Annotated in this window: 15 protein-coding genes; 3 read left to right on the top strand and 12 right to left on the bottom strand. The window is 64.9% G+C overall.

The window, feature by feature from the left end; translation table 11 throughout:
* Nucleotides 1–17 precede the first annotated feature (17 nt).
* Nucleotides 18–974, bottom strand: coding sequence for a M23 family metallopeptidase (locus HD883_RS20430; protein ID WP_179588842.1), 957 nt, complete (start codon nucleotides 972–974; stop codon nucleotides 18–20).
* Between the two features lie 19 nt (nucleotides 975–993).
* On the opposite strand from HD883_RS20430, the gene HD883_RS20425 reads away from it, so the two are divergent.
* The gene (locus HD883_RS20425; protein WP_257022572.1) at nucleotides 994–1,578 is read left to right on the top strand and encodes a DciA family protein; all 585 of its coding nucleotides are present in this window, start codon (nucleotides 994–996) and stop codon (nucleotides 1,576–1,578) included.
* Here the strand turns inward: HD883_RS20425 and HD883_RS20420 are convergent, their stop codons facing one another.
* From HD883_RS20420 to HD883_RS20410, 3 genes are all read right to left on the bottom strand, one after another.
* Nucleotides 1,579–1,758 carry a hypothetical protein gene (locus tag HD883_RS20420; RefSeq protein WP_179588841.1) on the bottom strand — a complete coding sequence of 60 codons (180 nt, stop codon included), beginning with the start codon at nucleotides 1,756–1,758 and terminating at the stop codon, nucleotides 1,579–1,581.
* 43 nt (nucleotides 1,759–1,801) lie between these two features.
* Nucleotides 1,802–2,725, bottom strand: a complete 924-nt coding sequence (gene lpxC, locus HD883_RS20415; protein WP_179588840.1) for a UDP-3-O-acyl-N-acetylglucosamine deacetylase — start codon at nucleotides 2,723–2,725, stop codon at nucleotides 1,802–1,804.
* Nucleotides 2,726–3,004: 279 nt separating this feature from the next.
* Nucleotides 3,005–3,508: a peroxiredoxin gene (locus HD883_RS20410; protein WP_179588839.1), complete on the bottom strand. Its 504-nt coding sequence runs from the start codon at nucleotides 3,506–3,508 to the stop codon at nucleotides 3,005–3,007.
* A 124-nt stretch (nucleotides 3,509–3,632) separates the two neighbouring features.
* Here HD883_RS20410 and HD883_RS20405 point away from each other — a divergent pair, with 124 nt between their 5' ends.
* Together HD883_RS20405 and HD883_RS20400 are read left to right on the top strand one after the other, a co-directional pair.
* Nucleotides 3,633–4,448 (top strand): hypothetical protein, encoded by an 816-nt coding sequence (locus HD883_RS20405; RefSeq protein ID WP_179588838.1) that lies wholly within the window; start codon nucleotides 3,633–3,635, stop codon nucleotides 4,446–4,448.
* A 45-nt stretch (nucleotides 4,449–4,493) separates the two neighbouring features.
* Complete coding sequence (locus tag HD883_RS20400) at nucleotides 4,494–4,724, top strand: hypothetical protein (protein WP_179588837.1); 231 nt, start codon at nucleotides 4,494–4,496, stop codon at nucleotides 4,722–4,724.
* 23 nt (nucleotides 4,725–4,747) lie between these two features.
* On the opposite strand, the gene HD883_RS20395 is transcribed toward HD883_RS20400, so the two are convergent.
* The 8 genes from HD883_RS20395 to ftsW all read right to left on the bottom strand — a co-directional run bounded on the left by HD883_RS20395 (nucleotide 4,748) and on the right by ftsW (nucleotide 15,170).
* Complete coding sequence (locus HD883_RS20395) at nucleotides 4,748–6,730, bottom strand: M48 family metallopeptidase (RefSeq protein WP_179588836.1); 1,983 nt, start codon at nucleotides 6,728–6,730, stop codon at nucleotides 4,748–4,750.
* Nucleotides 6,731–6,925: 195 nt separating this feature from the next.
* Nucleotides 6,926–8,143, bottom strand: a complete 1,218-nt coding sequence (gene ftsZ / locus HD883_RS20390; protein WP_179588835.1) for a cell division protein FtsZ — start codon at nucleotides 8,141–8,143, stop codon at nucleotides 6,926–6,928.
* Between the two features lie 267 nt (nucleotides 8,144–8,410).
* The gene (gene ftsA / locus HD883_RS20385) at nucleotides 8,411–9,643 is read right to left on the bottom strand and encodes a cell division protein FtsA (protein WP_179588834.1); all 1,233 of its coding nucleotides are present in this window, start codon (nucleotides 9,641–9,643) and stop codon (nucleotides 8,411–8,413) included.
* Entirely contained in the window at nucleotides 9,640–10,461 is an 822-nt protein-coding gene (locus tag HD883_RS20380; protein WP_179588833.1) for a cell division protein FtsQ/DivIB, read from the bottom strand. The genes ftsA and HD883_RS20380 overlap by 4 nt, the downstream gene beginning before the upstream one ends.
* 11 nt (nucleotides 10,462–10,472) lie before the next feature.
* Nucleotides 10,473–11,432 carry a D-alanine--D-alanine ligase gene (locus tag HD883_RS20375; RefSeq protein WP_179588832.1) on the bottom strand — a complete coding sequence of 320 codons (960 nt, stop codon included), beginning with the start codon at nucleotides 11,430–11,432 and terminating at the stop codon, nucleotides 10,473–10,475.
* Entirely contained in the window at nucleotides 11,429–12,883 is a 1,455-nt protein-coding gene (murC, locus tag HD883_RS20370) for a UDP-N-acetylmuramate--L-alanine ligase (protein WP_179588831.1), read from the bottom strand. Before murC ends, HD883_RS20375 begins: the two co-directional genes overlap by 4 nt.
* On the bottom strand, nucleotides 12,880–13,956 hold the full coding sequence (murG, locus tag HD883_RS20365; protein WP_179589705.1) for an undecaprenyldiphospho-muramoylpentapeptide beta-N-acetylglucosaminyltransferase: 1,077 nt from the start codon (nucleotides 13,954–13,956) through the stop codon (nucleotides 12,880–12,882). Before murG ends, murC begins: the two co-directional genes overlap by 4 nt.
* Nucleotides 13,957–13,976: 20 nt before the next feature.
* Nucleotides 13,977–15,170 (bottom strand): putative lipid II flippase FtsW, encoded by a 1,194-nt coding sequence (gene ftsW / locus HD883_RS20360; protein WP_179588830.1) that lies wholly within the window; start codon nucleotides 15,168–15,170, stop codon nucleotides 13,977–13,979.

Here is a 15,170-nt window from a genome sequence, read left to right as displayed (position 1 = left end):
CTGCAAGGCCGGACGAATCAGTCCAGCGGCTGCGCAGGCAGCGTCGCGATCACCGGTGCATTGGGCACCGGCTGCTTGCCGGGGCCATGGACCAGAAACATATTGGGATCGACCGCAACACCCGAGATCCGTACCTCGAAGTGCAGGTGCGGCCCGGTGGATCGCCCGGTGCTGCCGACCAGCGCAATCTTTTGTCCCCGCTTGACCAGATCGCCGGTCTTGACCAGCAGGCGCGAGGTGTGGGCATAGCGGGTGACCAGGTCGTTGCCGTGATCCAGATCGATCATGTAACCATATCCCGCGTGGTGCTCGGCCGCCTGCACCACCCCGCCCGCCGCCGCCACGATCGGGGTACCGCTGGGCGCGGTGAAGTCGATCCCTTCATGCAGCGACCGCGAACCCGTGAACGGGTCCAGCCGCCAGCCAAAGCTGGACACGTGCAGGCCTTCGGACACCGGCATGACCGTGGGCGTCATGGATTTGCGCACCGACAGCGTCGTCAATTGGGCGTCGAGCACGCTCAGGTAATCGGACCGCTCGGCCAGCTGCGATTCAAGCTTGTCCAGTTCGCTGCTGACATCCTTGCGCGACAGTTCGTGCGGATCGACCAGCAGGCCGCCGCGGCCGGGGTTGCGCTTCATGTTGAAAGTGGGGGTCACGCCTGCCAGTCCGGCCACCCGTTCACCCAGGGCGTCGAGCTGGACTAGCTTGGCCTGCATTTCGCCCACGCGGCGGGCCAGCTGGTTGATGTTTTCGCGCATGGCCGCTTCCTGGCGGGCCTCGTCGGATTCGACGCGTGCGGTCGTTTCCTGCCACGGCAGCACGCTGTCGGTGCTGGCGGTGACCGCATGCAGCAGCAGCGCGCCAAGCGCCACGGTGGCCAGCAGGGCCGCCACCGCGCCCGCCGCAAGGCGCGGCGTGATGGTAAGCGTGCGTGCCTGGCGCAAGCGCGGATGCACTATGATGATCTGCACTTGCGTGCCTCCTGGACTGATGCGCCTTGCTCGGCGCGCTGCACCCTTCTGGTACGTAGGGTTCCCGGGTATCCGGACGAACCTGAATTTCGACTATCGAGACCTTCTCGCAGTGCTACGACGCAAGAAAAAACTGACCGATCCGGCTTCGCAGACCGCCACGATGAACTGGCTGCGCCACGACAGCCGCGGGGCCAGCCTGATGAGCACGGCCACCCAGTTGATGGCCCTGCAGAATCAGGTCGATGCCGTGCTGCCCGAAGCCCTGCGCGGCGCCTGCCGCGTGCTCCGCTTCCAGGACAATAACCTGACTTTGGGGGTGCCGGCCGCATCGCACTCGGCCAAATTGCGCCAGCTGGCGCCCCGGATCGTGGCCGGGCTCGAGAAGCAAGGGTGGCAGGTTAACGGAATCGCAGTGCGCGTTCAAGCATCCCTGACCCGTCCCGTTGAAGCCCTCATGGCTGAACATGCCCTGCCCCGCCAGCCCGCCCAACCCCTGGGAAATCAAGGCATTGCGGCGTTCGAGGAACTGCAGGGACACCTGCGCGAAGGACCGCTGGCCAACGCCGTGGCGCGGCTGCTGGCCCGGCGCAAGCCGGGTTGATCAGTCCATCAGCCGGCTGACGAACAGCACCCCGAAGAACACCAGCGCGACGGCAATGCCGATCCGGCCGAGCTTCCATGCACGCTGGTAGTACTTGCGATTGCCCGTGACGAAACCGGCCACGATCAGCAGGCCGACCGCAACGGCCAGCAGCACGACAAGGAGGCGGACGAGAACCAAGGGGACAGGTCGAAGCGGCAGCAGGCGGCGGCGAGCGTGATGCTCAGGCCAGCGCCCACTCCTGGCGGAACGCCCGCGGCGCGGCGGCCGTGGATTCGAACGACACCAGTTCCCACGCGTCCTGTTTGGCCAGCAGTGCGCGCACCAGCTGGTTGTTCATGCCGTGGCCGGACTTGTGCGCGACATACCGGGCGATCAGCGGCTTGCCGATCAGGTACAGGTCGCCAATCGCATCCAGGATCTTGTGTTTGACGAATTCGTCGTCGTACCGAAGGCCGTCGGCATTCAGCACGCGGTATTCGTCCATCACGATGGCGTTGTCGAGACTGCCGCCCCGGGCCAGGCCCGCGGCACGCAGGTTTTCGACGTCCTGCATGAAGCCGAAGGTACGGGCGCGGGCGATCTCGCGCACGTACGACTGCTTGGAGAAATCGATCTCGGCAAAATTCGCGGTCGAATCGATGGCCGGATGATGGAAGTCGATGGAAAACGCCAGCGCATAGCCGTCGAACGGTTCCAGGCGGGCCCACTTGGCGCCCTCGCCTTCGCCTTCGCGCACTTCCACGGGTTCGAGCACCCGGATGAATTTCTTGGCGGCGTTCTGCTCTTCCAGCCCGGCCGATTGCAGCAGGAACACGAACGTGCCCGCGCTGCCGTCCATGATCGGCACTTCTTCGGCCGTCAGGTCGACATGCAGATTGTCGATCCCCAGGCCGGCGCACGCCGACATCAGGTGTTCCACGGTGGACACCCGCACATTGCCTTTCTGCAGCACCGACGCCATGCGCGTGTCGCCCACTTCCAGCGCGGACGCGGGCAGGTCGACAGGTTCGGGCAGGTCGATACGGTGGAACACGATGCCGGTATCAGGCGCCGCGGGCCGCAGCGTCAGCTCGACCCGACGACCTGAGTGCAGGCCGACGCCGGTCGTGCGGGTAACGCTTTGGATGGTGCGCTGACGAAGCATGGCAATGGGCCAAAAGAAGGAAAGCAGAGGGGGATTGTAACGTTTCTATGCTAGGGGAGCCAGATGGCGTCGTCGCGCCAGCCACAGAGAGGCTGAAACCGGTTGCAACGCAGCATGCGAAAAGCGATACAGATGGCTCATCCATAGAGGGACAAGCTGGGGAAAAGTTCGCGCCGGGGGTGGCCGAGGGTCTTGCGGGGTGTGGGAACCTGGCTGCAGCAGGAGGGCCGGCAGCAGAATGGCACTGCCCAGTCGGCGCCTTGCCCCCCGCGTCGTGCCTTACAGCTGGCCGAGCATCGTCGCGCCGTCGCTGACTTCGTACTTGCCGGCGGCTTCGACGTTCAGTTGCTTGACGACGCCGTCATCCAGCAGCATCGAATAGCGCTGCGAACGCACGCCCATGCCGCGTTCGGTCAGGTCCATGTCCAGACCCAGCGCCTTGGTCCACTTGACCGAACCGTCGGCCATGAAGCGGATCTTGCCGCTGGCCTTCTGGTCCTTGGCCCACGCGCCCATGACGAATGCGTCATTGGTCGCCACGCACCAGATCTCGTCCACACCCTTGGCCTTGATGGCGTCGAAGTTTTCCAGATAGCTGGGAACGTGCTTGGCCGAGCAGGTCGGGGTAAAGGCGCCAGGAACCGCGAAAACCGCGATCTTCTTGCCCTTGACCAGGTCTGCTACCGGGAAGGCATTGGGGCCCAGGGAGCAGCCCTCGGTTTCCACTGCGATGAACTCGGTCAGGGTGCCGTCGGGAACGCGATCGCCAACTTTGATGGTCATGCTCAACTCCAGTAAGAGGGAAATACAGCCGGACAGTATAGGCAACTATCGATTGCAACTTCGTACCCTTCTGAAATTCTTGCGCGGCTAAGATCGGTGCACCCCTCCACTCATCAGGACATCCATGCGCCCCATCGCCCTGCCCCTCGCCGCCATCGTCTGCGCCATCGCCTCGGCGAATGTGTCGGCGCTCGAGTTGGCGAGCTATCCCAAAGTGTTCACGGCCGACGAAGGCGTCGAAGTCGTGATCGCTCCGACTGCGGACGGCAAGCAGGCACTGATGCGCATCAGCGGCGTCAATCATCCGGTCGACAAGGTCGTGTTCCTGACTCGCGTGGAACGCTGGGGCAGCGGCACCGATGCCTATGTGACGACGTTCGACGGCCGCGACTCCGGCATGGTGCAAAAGAAAGGCAGCGTGTACGGCGGCGGTGACCGCTACGTGGCCTACCTGCCCGGCCGCAAGCAGGAATACGCGCTGTCGTTCGACGAAAAGAAAACCAAGGCGATGAAGCCGGCAGCGCTGCTGGCCAGCTATGAGTCGCAGAACAAGCAGGGCGTGCAACAGAAGCTGGCGCGCTTTGATCGGGAAAAGCACGTGACGCAGGGCCAGGCCGCGCTGGCCGCGACCGATGCGGCCGCCAGCGCGTCGTGCGGCGTGCCGGTCAAGACCACCGTCGATTGGGCGGCGATCAACGACGATCGCTTGAAGAAGGTCAGCGTGCAGGGCTACTGCGGTGCGGTGGCGGCCGGGCTGGACCGGATGTGCGGCGATGCGTCGGCCAACTTCAAGCAGAAGGCAGGCGCCCTGAGCCAGATCACCTGCCAGTTCGGTCCTGAACTGCGCGCCCGCGTGGTGGATCGCAAGGTCGTGTTCACCACGGAAGAAAACGCGCCGAACCAGGACGATTTCATCCGCGAATTCCTGCGGAACAACTGATCGATGCGGAACACTGCTGTCATGCTGACAGGGTGGATAGCCAGCATGTTGGCAGCGTCAGCTGCGATTGCGACAGAGAACCCAGGCTTCTTCGGCGTGGCCACTGTCAAGCCGAACGGCGAGATCTGCCTGCAGTTGCGGTCGGCAGAACCAGGGCGACCGGTGGCCGAAAGCTACCAATGCTACGGGCCGCGGCATCCGGACTTTGCCATGATCCGCGAGCATGTCGGGCCGATCCGGCCGGGCGAAGAAAAGGTCATCCGCCCCTTCCGTTAGCGGATGACCTTGCAGCCGGAACATCAAGCCTGCGGCCGGTTCGCCCCCGATGCGTCAGCAGTCACATCAGCGGGTCCGTCGCCGCCTGCGTTTTCCGACTGCATCGTCACTGGTGCCGCCGTGCCGGCACTGGCCGCGCCCGCACCTGCCATCACCAGCGCTTCCGCCGCCTGTTGCTGCTGCGCGCGCATGACCTGGTGGCGATGCCAGTACTGGCCTACCGCCGCCTTGAACTCGTCTTTGCGCTTGGCCAACCCGGTCAGCTTGATGGTGGTGGTCTTGGCGCCCAGGGTGCCCTTTTCAAAGTGGGTCACTTTCAATGTGTCGCGGCCAAAGTTGCTGTCCTTGAAGGTCAGCCCCTTGATCTCGTCCCAGGTCATCGTCGTGCCCATGTTGGCGCTGGGTGTCAGGCCGAGATAGCTCACGACAATGTTGCCTTCCTTCAGGTCGAATGACACGGGCGGGAAAAAGCGCAGCACGTGTTCCGTCTCGTCTTCGGTCGCGGGCTCGTAGCGGTAGGCCAGGCTCAGTTCATGGTCCTGCACGAAGCGTTGTTCATACTCGCTCCACAGGCGCTGCTCGATCGCATCGGCGGTTTCGATGTCGTCGACCCAGGTTGCCGCCGGCGTCGCCGTTACGATCGCGCCGTATTCCTGCTCGGCAATGTGATGCCCCACATGGCGCATGCGTTCCGACAAGGGCGGGTGGCTGTCGTAGGGATGCGGCACGCCGCCCTGCTGCATGTCAGCCAGGAAATCCGACGACCGGGCATACGGGGGCAGGCCTTCGGCCACGAACCGCGCAATGCCCAGTGCGCCATCATGCTGATGCTGCTGCGCGAACAACCGGTTTTCGACGTCATTGCGATAGCTGGCGTACGCAGTGATCTTGATCAGCGCGCGGATCACGGCGCCGGGTTCGGTCACCTCAGCCGCCACGCGGTCGGCCGCATGTTCGCGCTCGCGGCTGTCACGCGCCAACGCATATTCGATGATCATGCGGAACAGGCGCAGCAGGTAATGCGTGACGATGGTCAGGCCGCCTTCGCGCATCTGCCAGGTGTATCGATCGAACTGCTGCAGCTTGGGGCCCAGGGCCGCGCTCAGGCGCGTATCGCCACCGCCCAGATGCGCCAGTTCATGCGCCAGCACGGCATCGGCTTCGGCCTGGTCCAGCACCCGCAACAGCGGCAGGCTGACGAACAGCGTGCGGCCGGTCAGGGTCCGGCCGCCCACGTCGCACGGCGCTTCGGTCACGAAAAAGTTGGTGTCGATGCCGGCCACGACATGGTCGGGCGGCGTGGTCTTGGCGGCCGCGGCCAGCTGGCGGATGCGGTCCCACAGGCGCGGCGCATCGGCCTCGTTGATCAGCTCGCCTTCCACGGCGTTGCCCGACGGAATGCGTTTGAACAGCGTCCAGATCGCAAAGAACACGGCGGCTGCCGCGGCAATGCCGGCCAGCGCGATCAGCTTCACGTAGTAGCTGTTCCAGAAATACGCGGTCACCCAGAACGACAGCCACACCAGCATCACGCTTTGCAGCACGACTTCAATCGCGCTGGTGATCGTGACCAGGCGCCAACCCGCCACAAACGCCGCATACCGCAGCGGCCGGCTGGCATAGGCGATGGCGCCCAGCGCAAGCGCTGCAAGCAGCAAGGCCACGCCGAGCACCAGCGTCCAGATCGCGGTCAGTTCAAGGTAGTGGAACTGCCAGTGCATCGAGTACGGACTGCAGACCTTGTCGTGATAGACCTGGTCTTCCGGACTGGTAGCGGCACACGCGCCCGACAGCGGATGGCTGCGGTAGTACGCGATGGAGTCGGCGCGTTCGGCGGCCGACATGCTGGAATCGGACCCCATGCGCTGTTCGATGCCCTGGATGAATTCCGCGTCTTGCGTGCGCAAGGCGTATTCGGTGAACAGCAGGGTGGCGATGGGGATCAGGAACAGCGATACGAGGGTCAACAGGAAAATTCGTACGAGCTGGGTGCGTGGGTTGGACATCGACAACTCCAGGGTGGGTGCGCAGAGCGTATCCCGTGCTCTTCCGTCGATGGCGTAACAAAAGCGCAGCGGTGTATCCGAACTCTCTCCTGTTGCTCACATGCTGCAAGCCGGTCGTTGTCATCATCAACGACTATAAAAAAACCGCCGCGTGGATCGCTCCACGCGGCGGTTTTGCTGAAAGATCGAACGATCTCAGTCGGCTTGCTTGCGCAGGAAGGCCGGGATGTCCAGATGTTCCATGCCCGAGCTTTCCAGAGCCTGGACACGCATCGATGCGTCACGCGGATTGCGGAACACGGTCGGCGTGTCGTAGTCGTGGTAGTTGGTCGAACCGTTGTGGTTGCTGTTGCCGCCGCCTGCATTGCCGGTGTTGCCGCCGGCTTGCTGGTAGGCGTGGGCATCGCTGGTGCCGGTGCGCAGCTGGGGCATGGCGTTCTGCACCAGTTGCGGCTTGGCCTTCGCACGGCCCAGGCCGGTGGCGACCACGGTCACGCGCAGGTCTTCACCGATCGCGTCGTCGTACGCCACGCCAAAGATCACGGTGGCTTCTTCCGCGGCATAGCTGCGGATGGTGTCCATGATTTCGCGCGTTTCGCGCATCTTCAGCGAACGGCTGGCAGTGATGTTGACCAGCACGCCGCGCGCGCCGTTCAGATCGATGCCTTCGAGCAGCGGGCATGCAATCGCATGCTCGGCAGCCACGCGCGCGCGGTCCACGCCGCTGGCGATGGCCGTGCCCATCATGGCCTTGCCCTGCTCGCTCATGATGGTCTTGACGTCTTCGAAGTCGACGTTGACGTTGCCGTCGACGTTGATGATTTCGGCGATGCCGGCGCAAGCGTTGTGCAGCACGTCGTCGGCGTTCTTGAAGCAGTCTTCCTGGGTGGCGTCTTCGCCCATCAGGTCATACAGCTTTTCGTTCAGCACGACGATCAAGGAATGCACGTGTTCCGACAGCGCGTCGATGCCTTCTTCGGCCATGCGCATGCGCTTGCCGCCTTCGAACGCGAACGGCTTGGTGACCACGGCCACCGTCAGGATGCCCAGTTCCTTCGCGACTTCCGCCACGACCGGACCGGCGCCCGTGCCCGTGCCACCGCCCATGCCGGCGGTAATGAAGACCATGTTGGCGCCTTGCAGCGCGTCACGGATTTCTTCGCGTGCCGTGTCAGCGGCAGCGCGGCCCTGCTCAGGCTTGGCGCCAGCGCCCAGGCCGCTGCGGCCCAGACGGATCTGGATCGGGGCATTGGTGTGGGCCAGCGCTTGTGCGTCGGTATTGGCGCAGATGAAGTCCACGCCCTGGACGCCACGGCGAATCATGTGGGCGACGGCGTTGCCACCGGCTCCGCCCACACCCACGACCTTGATGACCGTGCCACGGGTATCGGTGTCTAGCATTTCGAATTTCATAAGGTTCTCCGAAGAGGTTCTGGCAGTTTGGGAGTGGGTGATCGGGAATACGAAAAATGAAAAGCGATCCGGACAAGCAGCCTTGCGGCAAAAACAACCCGGCCGTGACCCCGCCAAGGATCACGCTTCATATTTCATATTCCCGGCACACGCGGCTCCATAGGTTGAATGAACAAGAAAGTACCGGTGGCTTGCGCCGGCCGGGCACTGCAACTACGACTGCGACTGCAGGACTTGCACAAAATCTTTCTGCGACTGGGCTCGCACTCAGAAATTCCCCAGAAACCACTCTTTCATGCGCGCGAAAATCTGCGTGACGTTGCCGGTCTGCTGTGCAACGCGGCGGCCGCGGACACGTTGCAAACGCGCCTCGGCCAACAGGCCCATCACGGTGGAAAATCGCGGACTGCGCACCACGTCCGCCAGGCTGCCGGTGTATTCCGGCACGCCCAGGCGAACGGGTTTCAGGAAAATGTCTTCGGCCAGCTCGACCACGCCAGGCATTTGCGATGTACCGCCGGTCAGCACGATGCCGGACGACAGCAGCTCGTCGTAACCGGATTCGCGCACCACCTGCTGCACGAAGGTGAACAGCTCTTCAACGCGCGGTTCGATAACGGCGCCCAGGGCCTGGCGCGATAGTTGACGCGGTCCACGATCGCCCAGGCCGGGCACTTCGATCCGTTCGTCGGGGCTGGCCAGCACTTGTTTGGCCACGCCATAGCGCAACTTGATCTCTTCGGCGTCGGGCGTCGGCGTGCGCAGCGCGGCGGCAATGTCGCCGGTGATCTGGTCGCCCGCAATCGGGATTACGGCCGTGTGGCGGATCGCGCCGCCGGTAAAAATGGCGATGTCGGTCGTGCCGCCGCCGATGTCGACCAGGACCACGCCCAGTTCCTTTTCGTCGGTGGTCAGGCACGCCAGGCTGGACGCCAGCGGTTGCAGGATCAGGTCCTGCACTTCCAGGCCGCAGCGGCGCACGCACTTCACGATGTTCTGCGCGGCGCTGACGGCGCCGGTCACGATGTGCACGCGCACTTCCAGGCGGATGCCGCTCATGCCGATCGGCTCGCGAATGTCTTCCTGGCCGTCAACGATGAATTCCTGCGTCAGCACGTGCAGGACTTGCTGGTCGGTCGGGATGTTGATGGCCTTGGCCGTCTCGATCACGCGGGCCACGTCGGCCGCGGTGACTTCCTTGTCCTTGATCGCGACCATGCCGCTGGAATTGAAGCTGCGGATGTGGCTGCCGGCAATGCCGGTGAACACGTCGCGGATCTTGCAGTCGGCCATCAGCTCGGCTTCTTCAAGCGCGCGCTGAATGGAATTGACGGTCGTCTCGATGTTGACGACAACGCCCTTGCGCATCCCGCGCGACTCGTGCTGCCCGAGTCCGAGGACTTCGAAGCGCCCTTCCGGCTGCATCTCGGCGACCACTGCCACCACTTTGCTGGTGCCAATGTCGAGGGCAACGATCAGGTCCTTGGTTTCACGGGTCATGGCTTTTTCTGGGTAGTTTTCGGGGTTGATGCGGGTTTCTTGGTGCCTGGCGCCGCCTTAGGCGCCGGGGCCGGCTTTGCCGTGGTGATGGCAAAACCGTTGGGGTAACGCAGGTCGGCATGGATCGTCTTGCCGATCCGGCTGTCGATGACCGGGGCGGCCTGCACGAAACGCTGCACACGCGATTCGAGCGAGGCCGGATCGGTCCCGCCGACCGAGGTCGGATCCCGACCCAGGTCGATCGTCAGACCGGTCGACAATTCGACCTGCCACGCGTACCGCTGAGTCAGCAGTACCCGGGACGGGTCGACCTTGATGGGCGCAAACCAGCGGATCAATTCCGCGTAGCGCTGCGCCACGAGTTTTTCCGAGCCCGGCGGGCCGCCGAACACCGGCAGCGCGCCGTCTTCCTCGGCCTCGCCCAGGTTCGCCGTGAACGACTCCCCATAGGTGTTGAGCAGCCGGTTTTCGTTCCACAAGCCCAGCACCCGGTGCTCTTCCACCGTCACGCGCAGCGCATTGGGCCACTGGCGACGAATCGAGGCATGGCGCACCCAGGGCACGGTCTCGAGCACCTGCCGTACCTGCTCCAGGTCGGCCGTGAAGAAATTGCCCGTCAGCCGTCCCTCGATGGTCGCGCGCACGCTGGCGGTCGTCACATGCTGCAGCTCGGCGTTGTCGGCTTCCACCACGATGCCCTTGAGCGCGAACACCGGCCGCTGCGCCATCCACAGCAAGGCGGCCAACCCCAATGCCAGCGCCGCCAACAGATACAGCGTGTTGGCAAGAAGGTTGAGGGTTCGGGAGTCGTTCCACACAGATCGTCCGATTAAGCGCTTTGGGGCCGGCTGGCCGAGACCTTGCACCGGGCATCCGCAAGGAGCTCGACACACAGGCTTTCATAGTTCATGCCGTTCGCGGCAGCCGCCATCGGGACCAGCGAATGGCTGGTCATGCCGGGCGACGTGTTGATCTCGAGCAGGTACGGTTCGCCGTTGTCCGCCAGGATCACGTCGGCGCGGCCCCAGCCTTCGCAGCCAATGGCGCGATAGGCGGCCACGCAGATGTCCTGGATGCGGCGGGTGGTGTCTTCCGGCAGATTGGCCGGGCAGAAGTACTTGGTCTCGTCGCCAAAATACTTGTGCTCGTAGTCATAGTTGCCATCGGGCGCGACGATCTCGATCACCGGCAGGGCATACGCATTCGCGCCCTTGCCCAGGATCGCCACCGTCAGTTCGCGGCCGCTGATGAAGGCTTCGGCCAGCACGTCTTCGTCGAATTCCGATGCCTTGGCATAGGCCGCGGCCAGGTCTTCGCGGCGCGTGACCTTGGTCACGCCCAGGGTCGAGCCTTCATGCGGCGGCTTGACGAACACGGGCAGGCCCAGCGTCGAGATCACATTGTCCAGATCCGTCTCGGCATCGAGCACGGCATAGCGCGGCGTGGGCAGCGCTTCGTGCAGCCACACGCGTTTGGTCATGATCTTGTCCATGGCCAGCGACGACGCCAGCGGGCCGCTGCCGGTGTAGGGAATGCCCAGCAGTTCCAATGCGCCCTGCAGCGTGCCGTCTTCGCCATAGCGGCCATGCAGCGCGATGAAGACGCGATCGAAACCTTCGGCGGCCAGTTCGGCCAGCGAGCGTTCGCCGGTGTCGAACAGGTGCGCGTCGACGCCGGCATTGCGCAGGGCCTGGTGCACCCCGGTACCGGACATGATCGAGACGTCGCGCTCGGCGGACTTGCCGCCGTACAGCACGCCGACTTTGCCAAAGGACTGCGGGGACTTCATGACGGACTTCCTTGAAGAATCGGTGCGGCCGCGTGCTGCGGGTCGGCGAACATCGCGCCCACCTTGGCCGGAACGGCGCCAATCGAACCGGCGCCCATGACGATGACCACGTCGCCATCGCGCGCAAAGTCGGCGATGGTGTGCGGCATGTCGGCAATGTCTTCGACGAACACGGGCTCGACGCGGCCCACCACCCGCACGGCGCGGGTCAGCGACCGGCCGTCGGCGGCCACGATCGGGGTTTCGCCGGCGGGGTAGACCTCGGCCAGCAGCACAGCGTCGGCGGTGCCCAGGACTTTGACGAAGTCTTCAAAGCAGTCGCGCGTGCGGGTGTAGCGGTGCGGCTGGAAGGCCAGCACGATGCGGTGTTCCGGATAGGCGCCCCGGGCCGCGGCCAGCGTGGCGGCCATTTCCACCGGGTGATGACCGTAGTCGTCGATCACACGGAAGCTGCCGCCGCCGTTGGCGTCGGTCACCGGGAAGACGCCGGCCTGCGTGAAGCGGCGGTTCACGCCGTTGAAGGCGGCCAGCGCATCGCGAATGGCCGCATCGGACACGCCCAGTTCGGTCGCCACCGCGATCGCAGCCAGGGCGTTGCGCACGTTGTGCTCGCCCGGCAGGTTCAGCGTGATGTCGATCGGCGGCAGTTCCACGTCGCGGTCGCGGCGCAGCACGGTAAAGCACATGCGGGGGCCATCGGCGCGCACGTCGATCGCGCGGATCTGCGCGTCGGCATTGAAGCCATAGGTCGTGATCGGACGTGAGATGAACGGCATGATCTCGCGCACGCTGGCGTCGTCCGAACACAGCACCGCCGTGCCGTAGAACGGCATGCGCTGCGTGAATTCGACGAAGGCGCTTTTGAGCCGCGCGAAGTCATGGCCATACGTGTCCATATGGTCCGCGTCGATGTTCGTGATCACGGCCATGACGGGCAGCAGGTTCAGGAACGATGCGTCGGACTCGTCGGCCTCGACCACAATGAATTCGCCCTGCCCGAGCTTGGCGTTGGCGCCGGCCGAGTTCAGGCGGCCGCCGATCACGAAGGTCGGATCCAGGTCGCCCGCGGCCAGGATGCTGGCCACCAGGCTGGTCGTGGTGGTCTTGCCATGCGTGCCGGCCACGGCAATGCCGCGCTTCAGGCGCATCAGCTCGGCCAGCATCAAGGCGCGCGGCACGACCGGAATGCGTTTGTTGCGGGCCGCAATCACTTCCGGATTGTTGCCCGCCACGGCGGTCGACGTGACGATGGCATCGACGCCTTCGATGTTCTCGGCCTTGTGGCCTTGCACGATGCACGCGCCCAGCGCGGCCAGGCGTTGCGTGGTCGCGTTGTCGGCCAGGTCGGACCCGCTGATGCGATAGCCGAGGTTCAGCAGGACTTCGGCGATACCGCTCATGCCGGAGCCGCCGATGCCGACGAAATGGATGTGTCTGATCCGGTGTCTCATGGTTTCTCTTTGCGCGCCGCGGCTTCGCAGATGTCGGCGATGCGGGCGGTTGCCTGCGGCCGGGCCATCGCACGCGCACGCGTCGCGGTCTCGATCAATTCGGGGCGCGTGCGCTCGGCCAGCCAGGCCGCGAGCCACTCGGGCGTCAGCGCCGATTGCGGCTTGAGCCAGCCGGCCTGCGCATCGCTCAGGTATTTGGCGTTGGTGGTCTGGTGGTCGTCGACCGCGTGCGGGAACGGCACGAACAGCGCGGCCGCGCCGGCCGAGCAGATCTCGGCCACCGTCATGGCGCCCGATCGGCAGATCACCAGGTCGGCGTCGGCATAGGCCGCCGCCATGTCGGTGATGAAGGCGCGGCAATCGCCCGTCACGCCGGCCTTGTCATAGGACGCCTGCAAGGCCGCCAGATGCTTTTCGCCGGCCTGATGCACGACCGTGGGTCGCGCATCGGCAGGCAGGCGGGCCAGGGCTTGCGGCACCGTATCGTTCAGGGCTTGCGCGCCCAGGCTGCCGCCGACGACCAGCAGGCGCAGCGGGCCGGTGCGGCCAGCCAGGCGGTCCGCGGGCGCCGCGAGACGGGTCATTTCAGGACGCACCGGATTGCCGACCTGTTCGACCGCCGCGTTGCCGCCCTTGCCCGGGAACGCGCCCGGGAAAGCCGTCAGCACCTGGTCCGCCACCCGGGCAAGCACCTTGTTGGTCATGCCGGCCACGGAATTCTGTTCGTGCAGCACCAGCGGAATGCCGCGCATCGCCGCCATCAGCCCGCCGGGCAACGCCACATAGCCGCCCATGCCCAGCACGACGTCGGGCTTGTGCCGGCCCAGGGCCGAGAAGGCCTGGCCCAGTGCACGCAGCAACGTGAACGGCAGCTTGACCAGCGTCTTGACGCCCTTGCCCCGCACGCCCGAAAAGCGCAGCGGCACCAGCGGAATGCCTTGCGGCGGCACCAGGCGCGATTCCATGCCATCGGGGTGGCCCATCCAGACCACGTTCCAGCCGCGCGCGCGCAGGTCTTGCGCGACGGCCAGGCCGGGCATGATGTGCCCGCCCGTGCCACCGGCCATGACCATGAGGGTGCGTGCGTGAGCCGTCACAGGCGCCCTCCACGCATCAGGATGCGGTTTTCGTAATCCACGCGCATCAGCACCGCCAGCGCGCACATGTTGAACACGATGCCCGTGCCGCCAAAGCTCATGAACGGCAGGGTCAGGCCCTTGGTCGGCAGCAGGCCCAGGTTCACGCCCATGTTGATCAGCGTCTGCACGCCGAACCACAGCACGACACCCTTGGCGACCAGACCGCTGAAGGTGCGGTCCATGGCAATGGCCTGGCGGCCGATCTCAAAGCCGCGGCGCACGATGGTCGCGAACAGCAGGATCACGACGGCGACGCCGACAAAGCCCAGTTCCTCGCCAATCACGGCGAGCAGAAAGTCGGTATGCGCTTCGGGCAGGTAATGCAGTTTTTCGACGCTGCCGCCCAGGCCCACGCCCAGCCATTCGCCGCGGCCGAACGCGATCAGGGAATGCGACAGCTGATACGCCTTGCCCAGCGCATTGCCCTCGCTCCACGGATCCAGGTAGGCGAACAGACGTTCCCGGCGCCACGGCGCGGCCCAGATCAGCAGCATGAAGGTGCCGACCAGCACGCCCGTCAGGCCCGCGAACAGCTTGCCGTTCATGCCGCCCAGGAACAGGATGCCCATCGAAATCGCCACGACCACCACGAAGGCGCCCAGGTCGGGCTCGAGCAGCAGCAACAGGCCGGACGCCGCCATGGCCACCGCCATCGGCACAAAGCCGCGCCAGAAGAACTGCATGTGTTCCTGCTTGCGCACCGTGTAGTCGGCCGCGTAGATCAGCACGGCCAGCTTCATCAATTCCGACGGCTGGAAGTTGACGACGCCCAGCGGCAGCCAGCGGTGCGCGCCGTTCACTTCCCGGCCGATGCCTGGCACCAGCACCACCGCCAGGAGCACCAGCGAAATTGAGAACAGCGCCATGGCGTACTTCTGCCACGTATCCAGCCGGATCGAAAACGTGAACACGGCCGCGAACAGCCCCACCATCAGGTAGGCAACATGGCGGATAAGGAAAAAGTAATTGCCGTAGTTCTTGTACTTGGGCGAATCGGCCAGCGTGACCGATGCCGAATACACCATGACCAGGCCGATCAGCATCAGGGCAGCCGCCGACACCACCAGCGCGGCGTCGTAATTGAGCATGCGCGTGCGGCTGGGGCGGACGGCGTTCACGCCATTGGACAGTTCTGCGAACAGGCTCAT

The sequence above is a fragment of the Pigmentiphaga litoralis genome (assembly GCF_013408655.1).
GTDB classification, from domain to species: domain Bacteria; phylum Pseudomonadota; class Gammaproteobacteria; order Burkholderiales; family Burkholderiaceae_B; genus Pigmentiphaga; species Pigmentiphaga litoralis_A.
This window is presented reverse-complemented; position numbering and strand designations above follow the sequence as displayed.

Coding starts and splice junctions, on each gene's coding strand:
- lpxC (WP_179588840.1), bottom strand. CDS start 2,725: ATGCTTCGTCAGCGCACCATCCAAAGCGTTACCCGCACGACCGGCGTC.
- HD883_RS20395 (WP_179588836.1), bottom strand. CDS start 6,730: ATGTCCAACCCACGCACCCAGCTCGTACGAATTTTCCTGTTGACCCTC.
- ftsZ (WP_179588835.1), bottom strand. CDS start 8,143: ATGAAATTCGAAATGCTAGACACCGATACCCGTGGCACGGTCATCAAG.
- HD883_RS20410 (WP_179588839.1), bottom strand. CDS start 3,508: ATGACCATCAAAGTTGGCGATCGCGTTCCCGACGGCACCCTGACCGAG.
- ftsA (WP_179588834.1), bottom strand. CDS start 9,643: ATGACCCGTGAAACCAAGGACCTGATCGTTGCCCTCGACATTGGCACC.
- HD883_RS20375 (WP_179588832.1), bottom strand. CDS start 11,432: ATGAAGTCCCCGCAGTCCTTTGGCAAAGTCGGCGTGCTGTACGGCGGC.
- ftsW (WP_179588830.1), bottom strand. CDS start 15,170: ATGAGCCTGTTCGCAGAACTGTCCAATGGCGTGAACGCCGTCCGCCCC.
- murG (WP_179589705.1), bottom strand. CDS start 13,956: ATGGTCATGGCCGGTGGCACGGGCGGGCACATCATGCCCGGCCTGGCC.
- murC (WP_179588831.1), bottom strand. CDS start 12,883: ATGAGACACCGGATCAGACACATCCATTTCGTCGGCATCGGCGGCTCC.
- HD883_RS20400 (WP_179588837.1), top strand. CDS start 4,494: ATGTTGGCAGCGTCAGCTGCGATTGCGACAGAGAACCCAGGCTTCTTC.
- HD883_RS20425 (WP_257022572.1), top strand. CDS start 994: ATGCGCCTTGCTCGGCGCGCTGCACCCTTCTGGTACGTAGGGTTCCCG.
- HD883_RS20405 (WP_179588838.1), top strand. CDS start 3,633: ATGCGCCCCATCGCCCTGCCCCTCGCCGCCATCGTCTGCGCCATCGCC.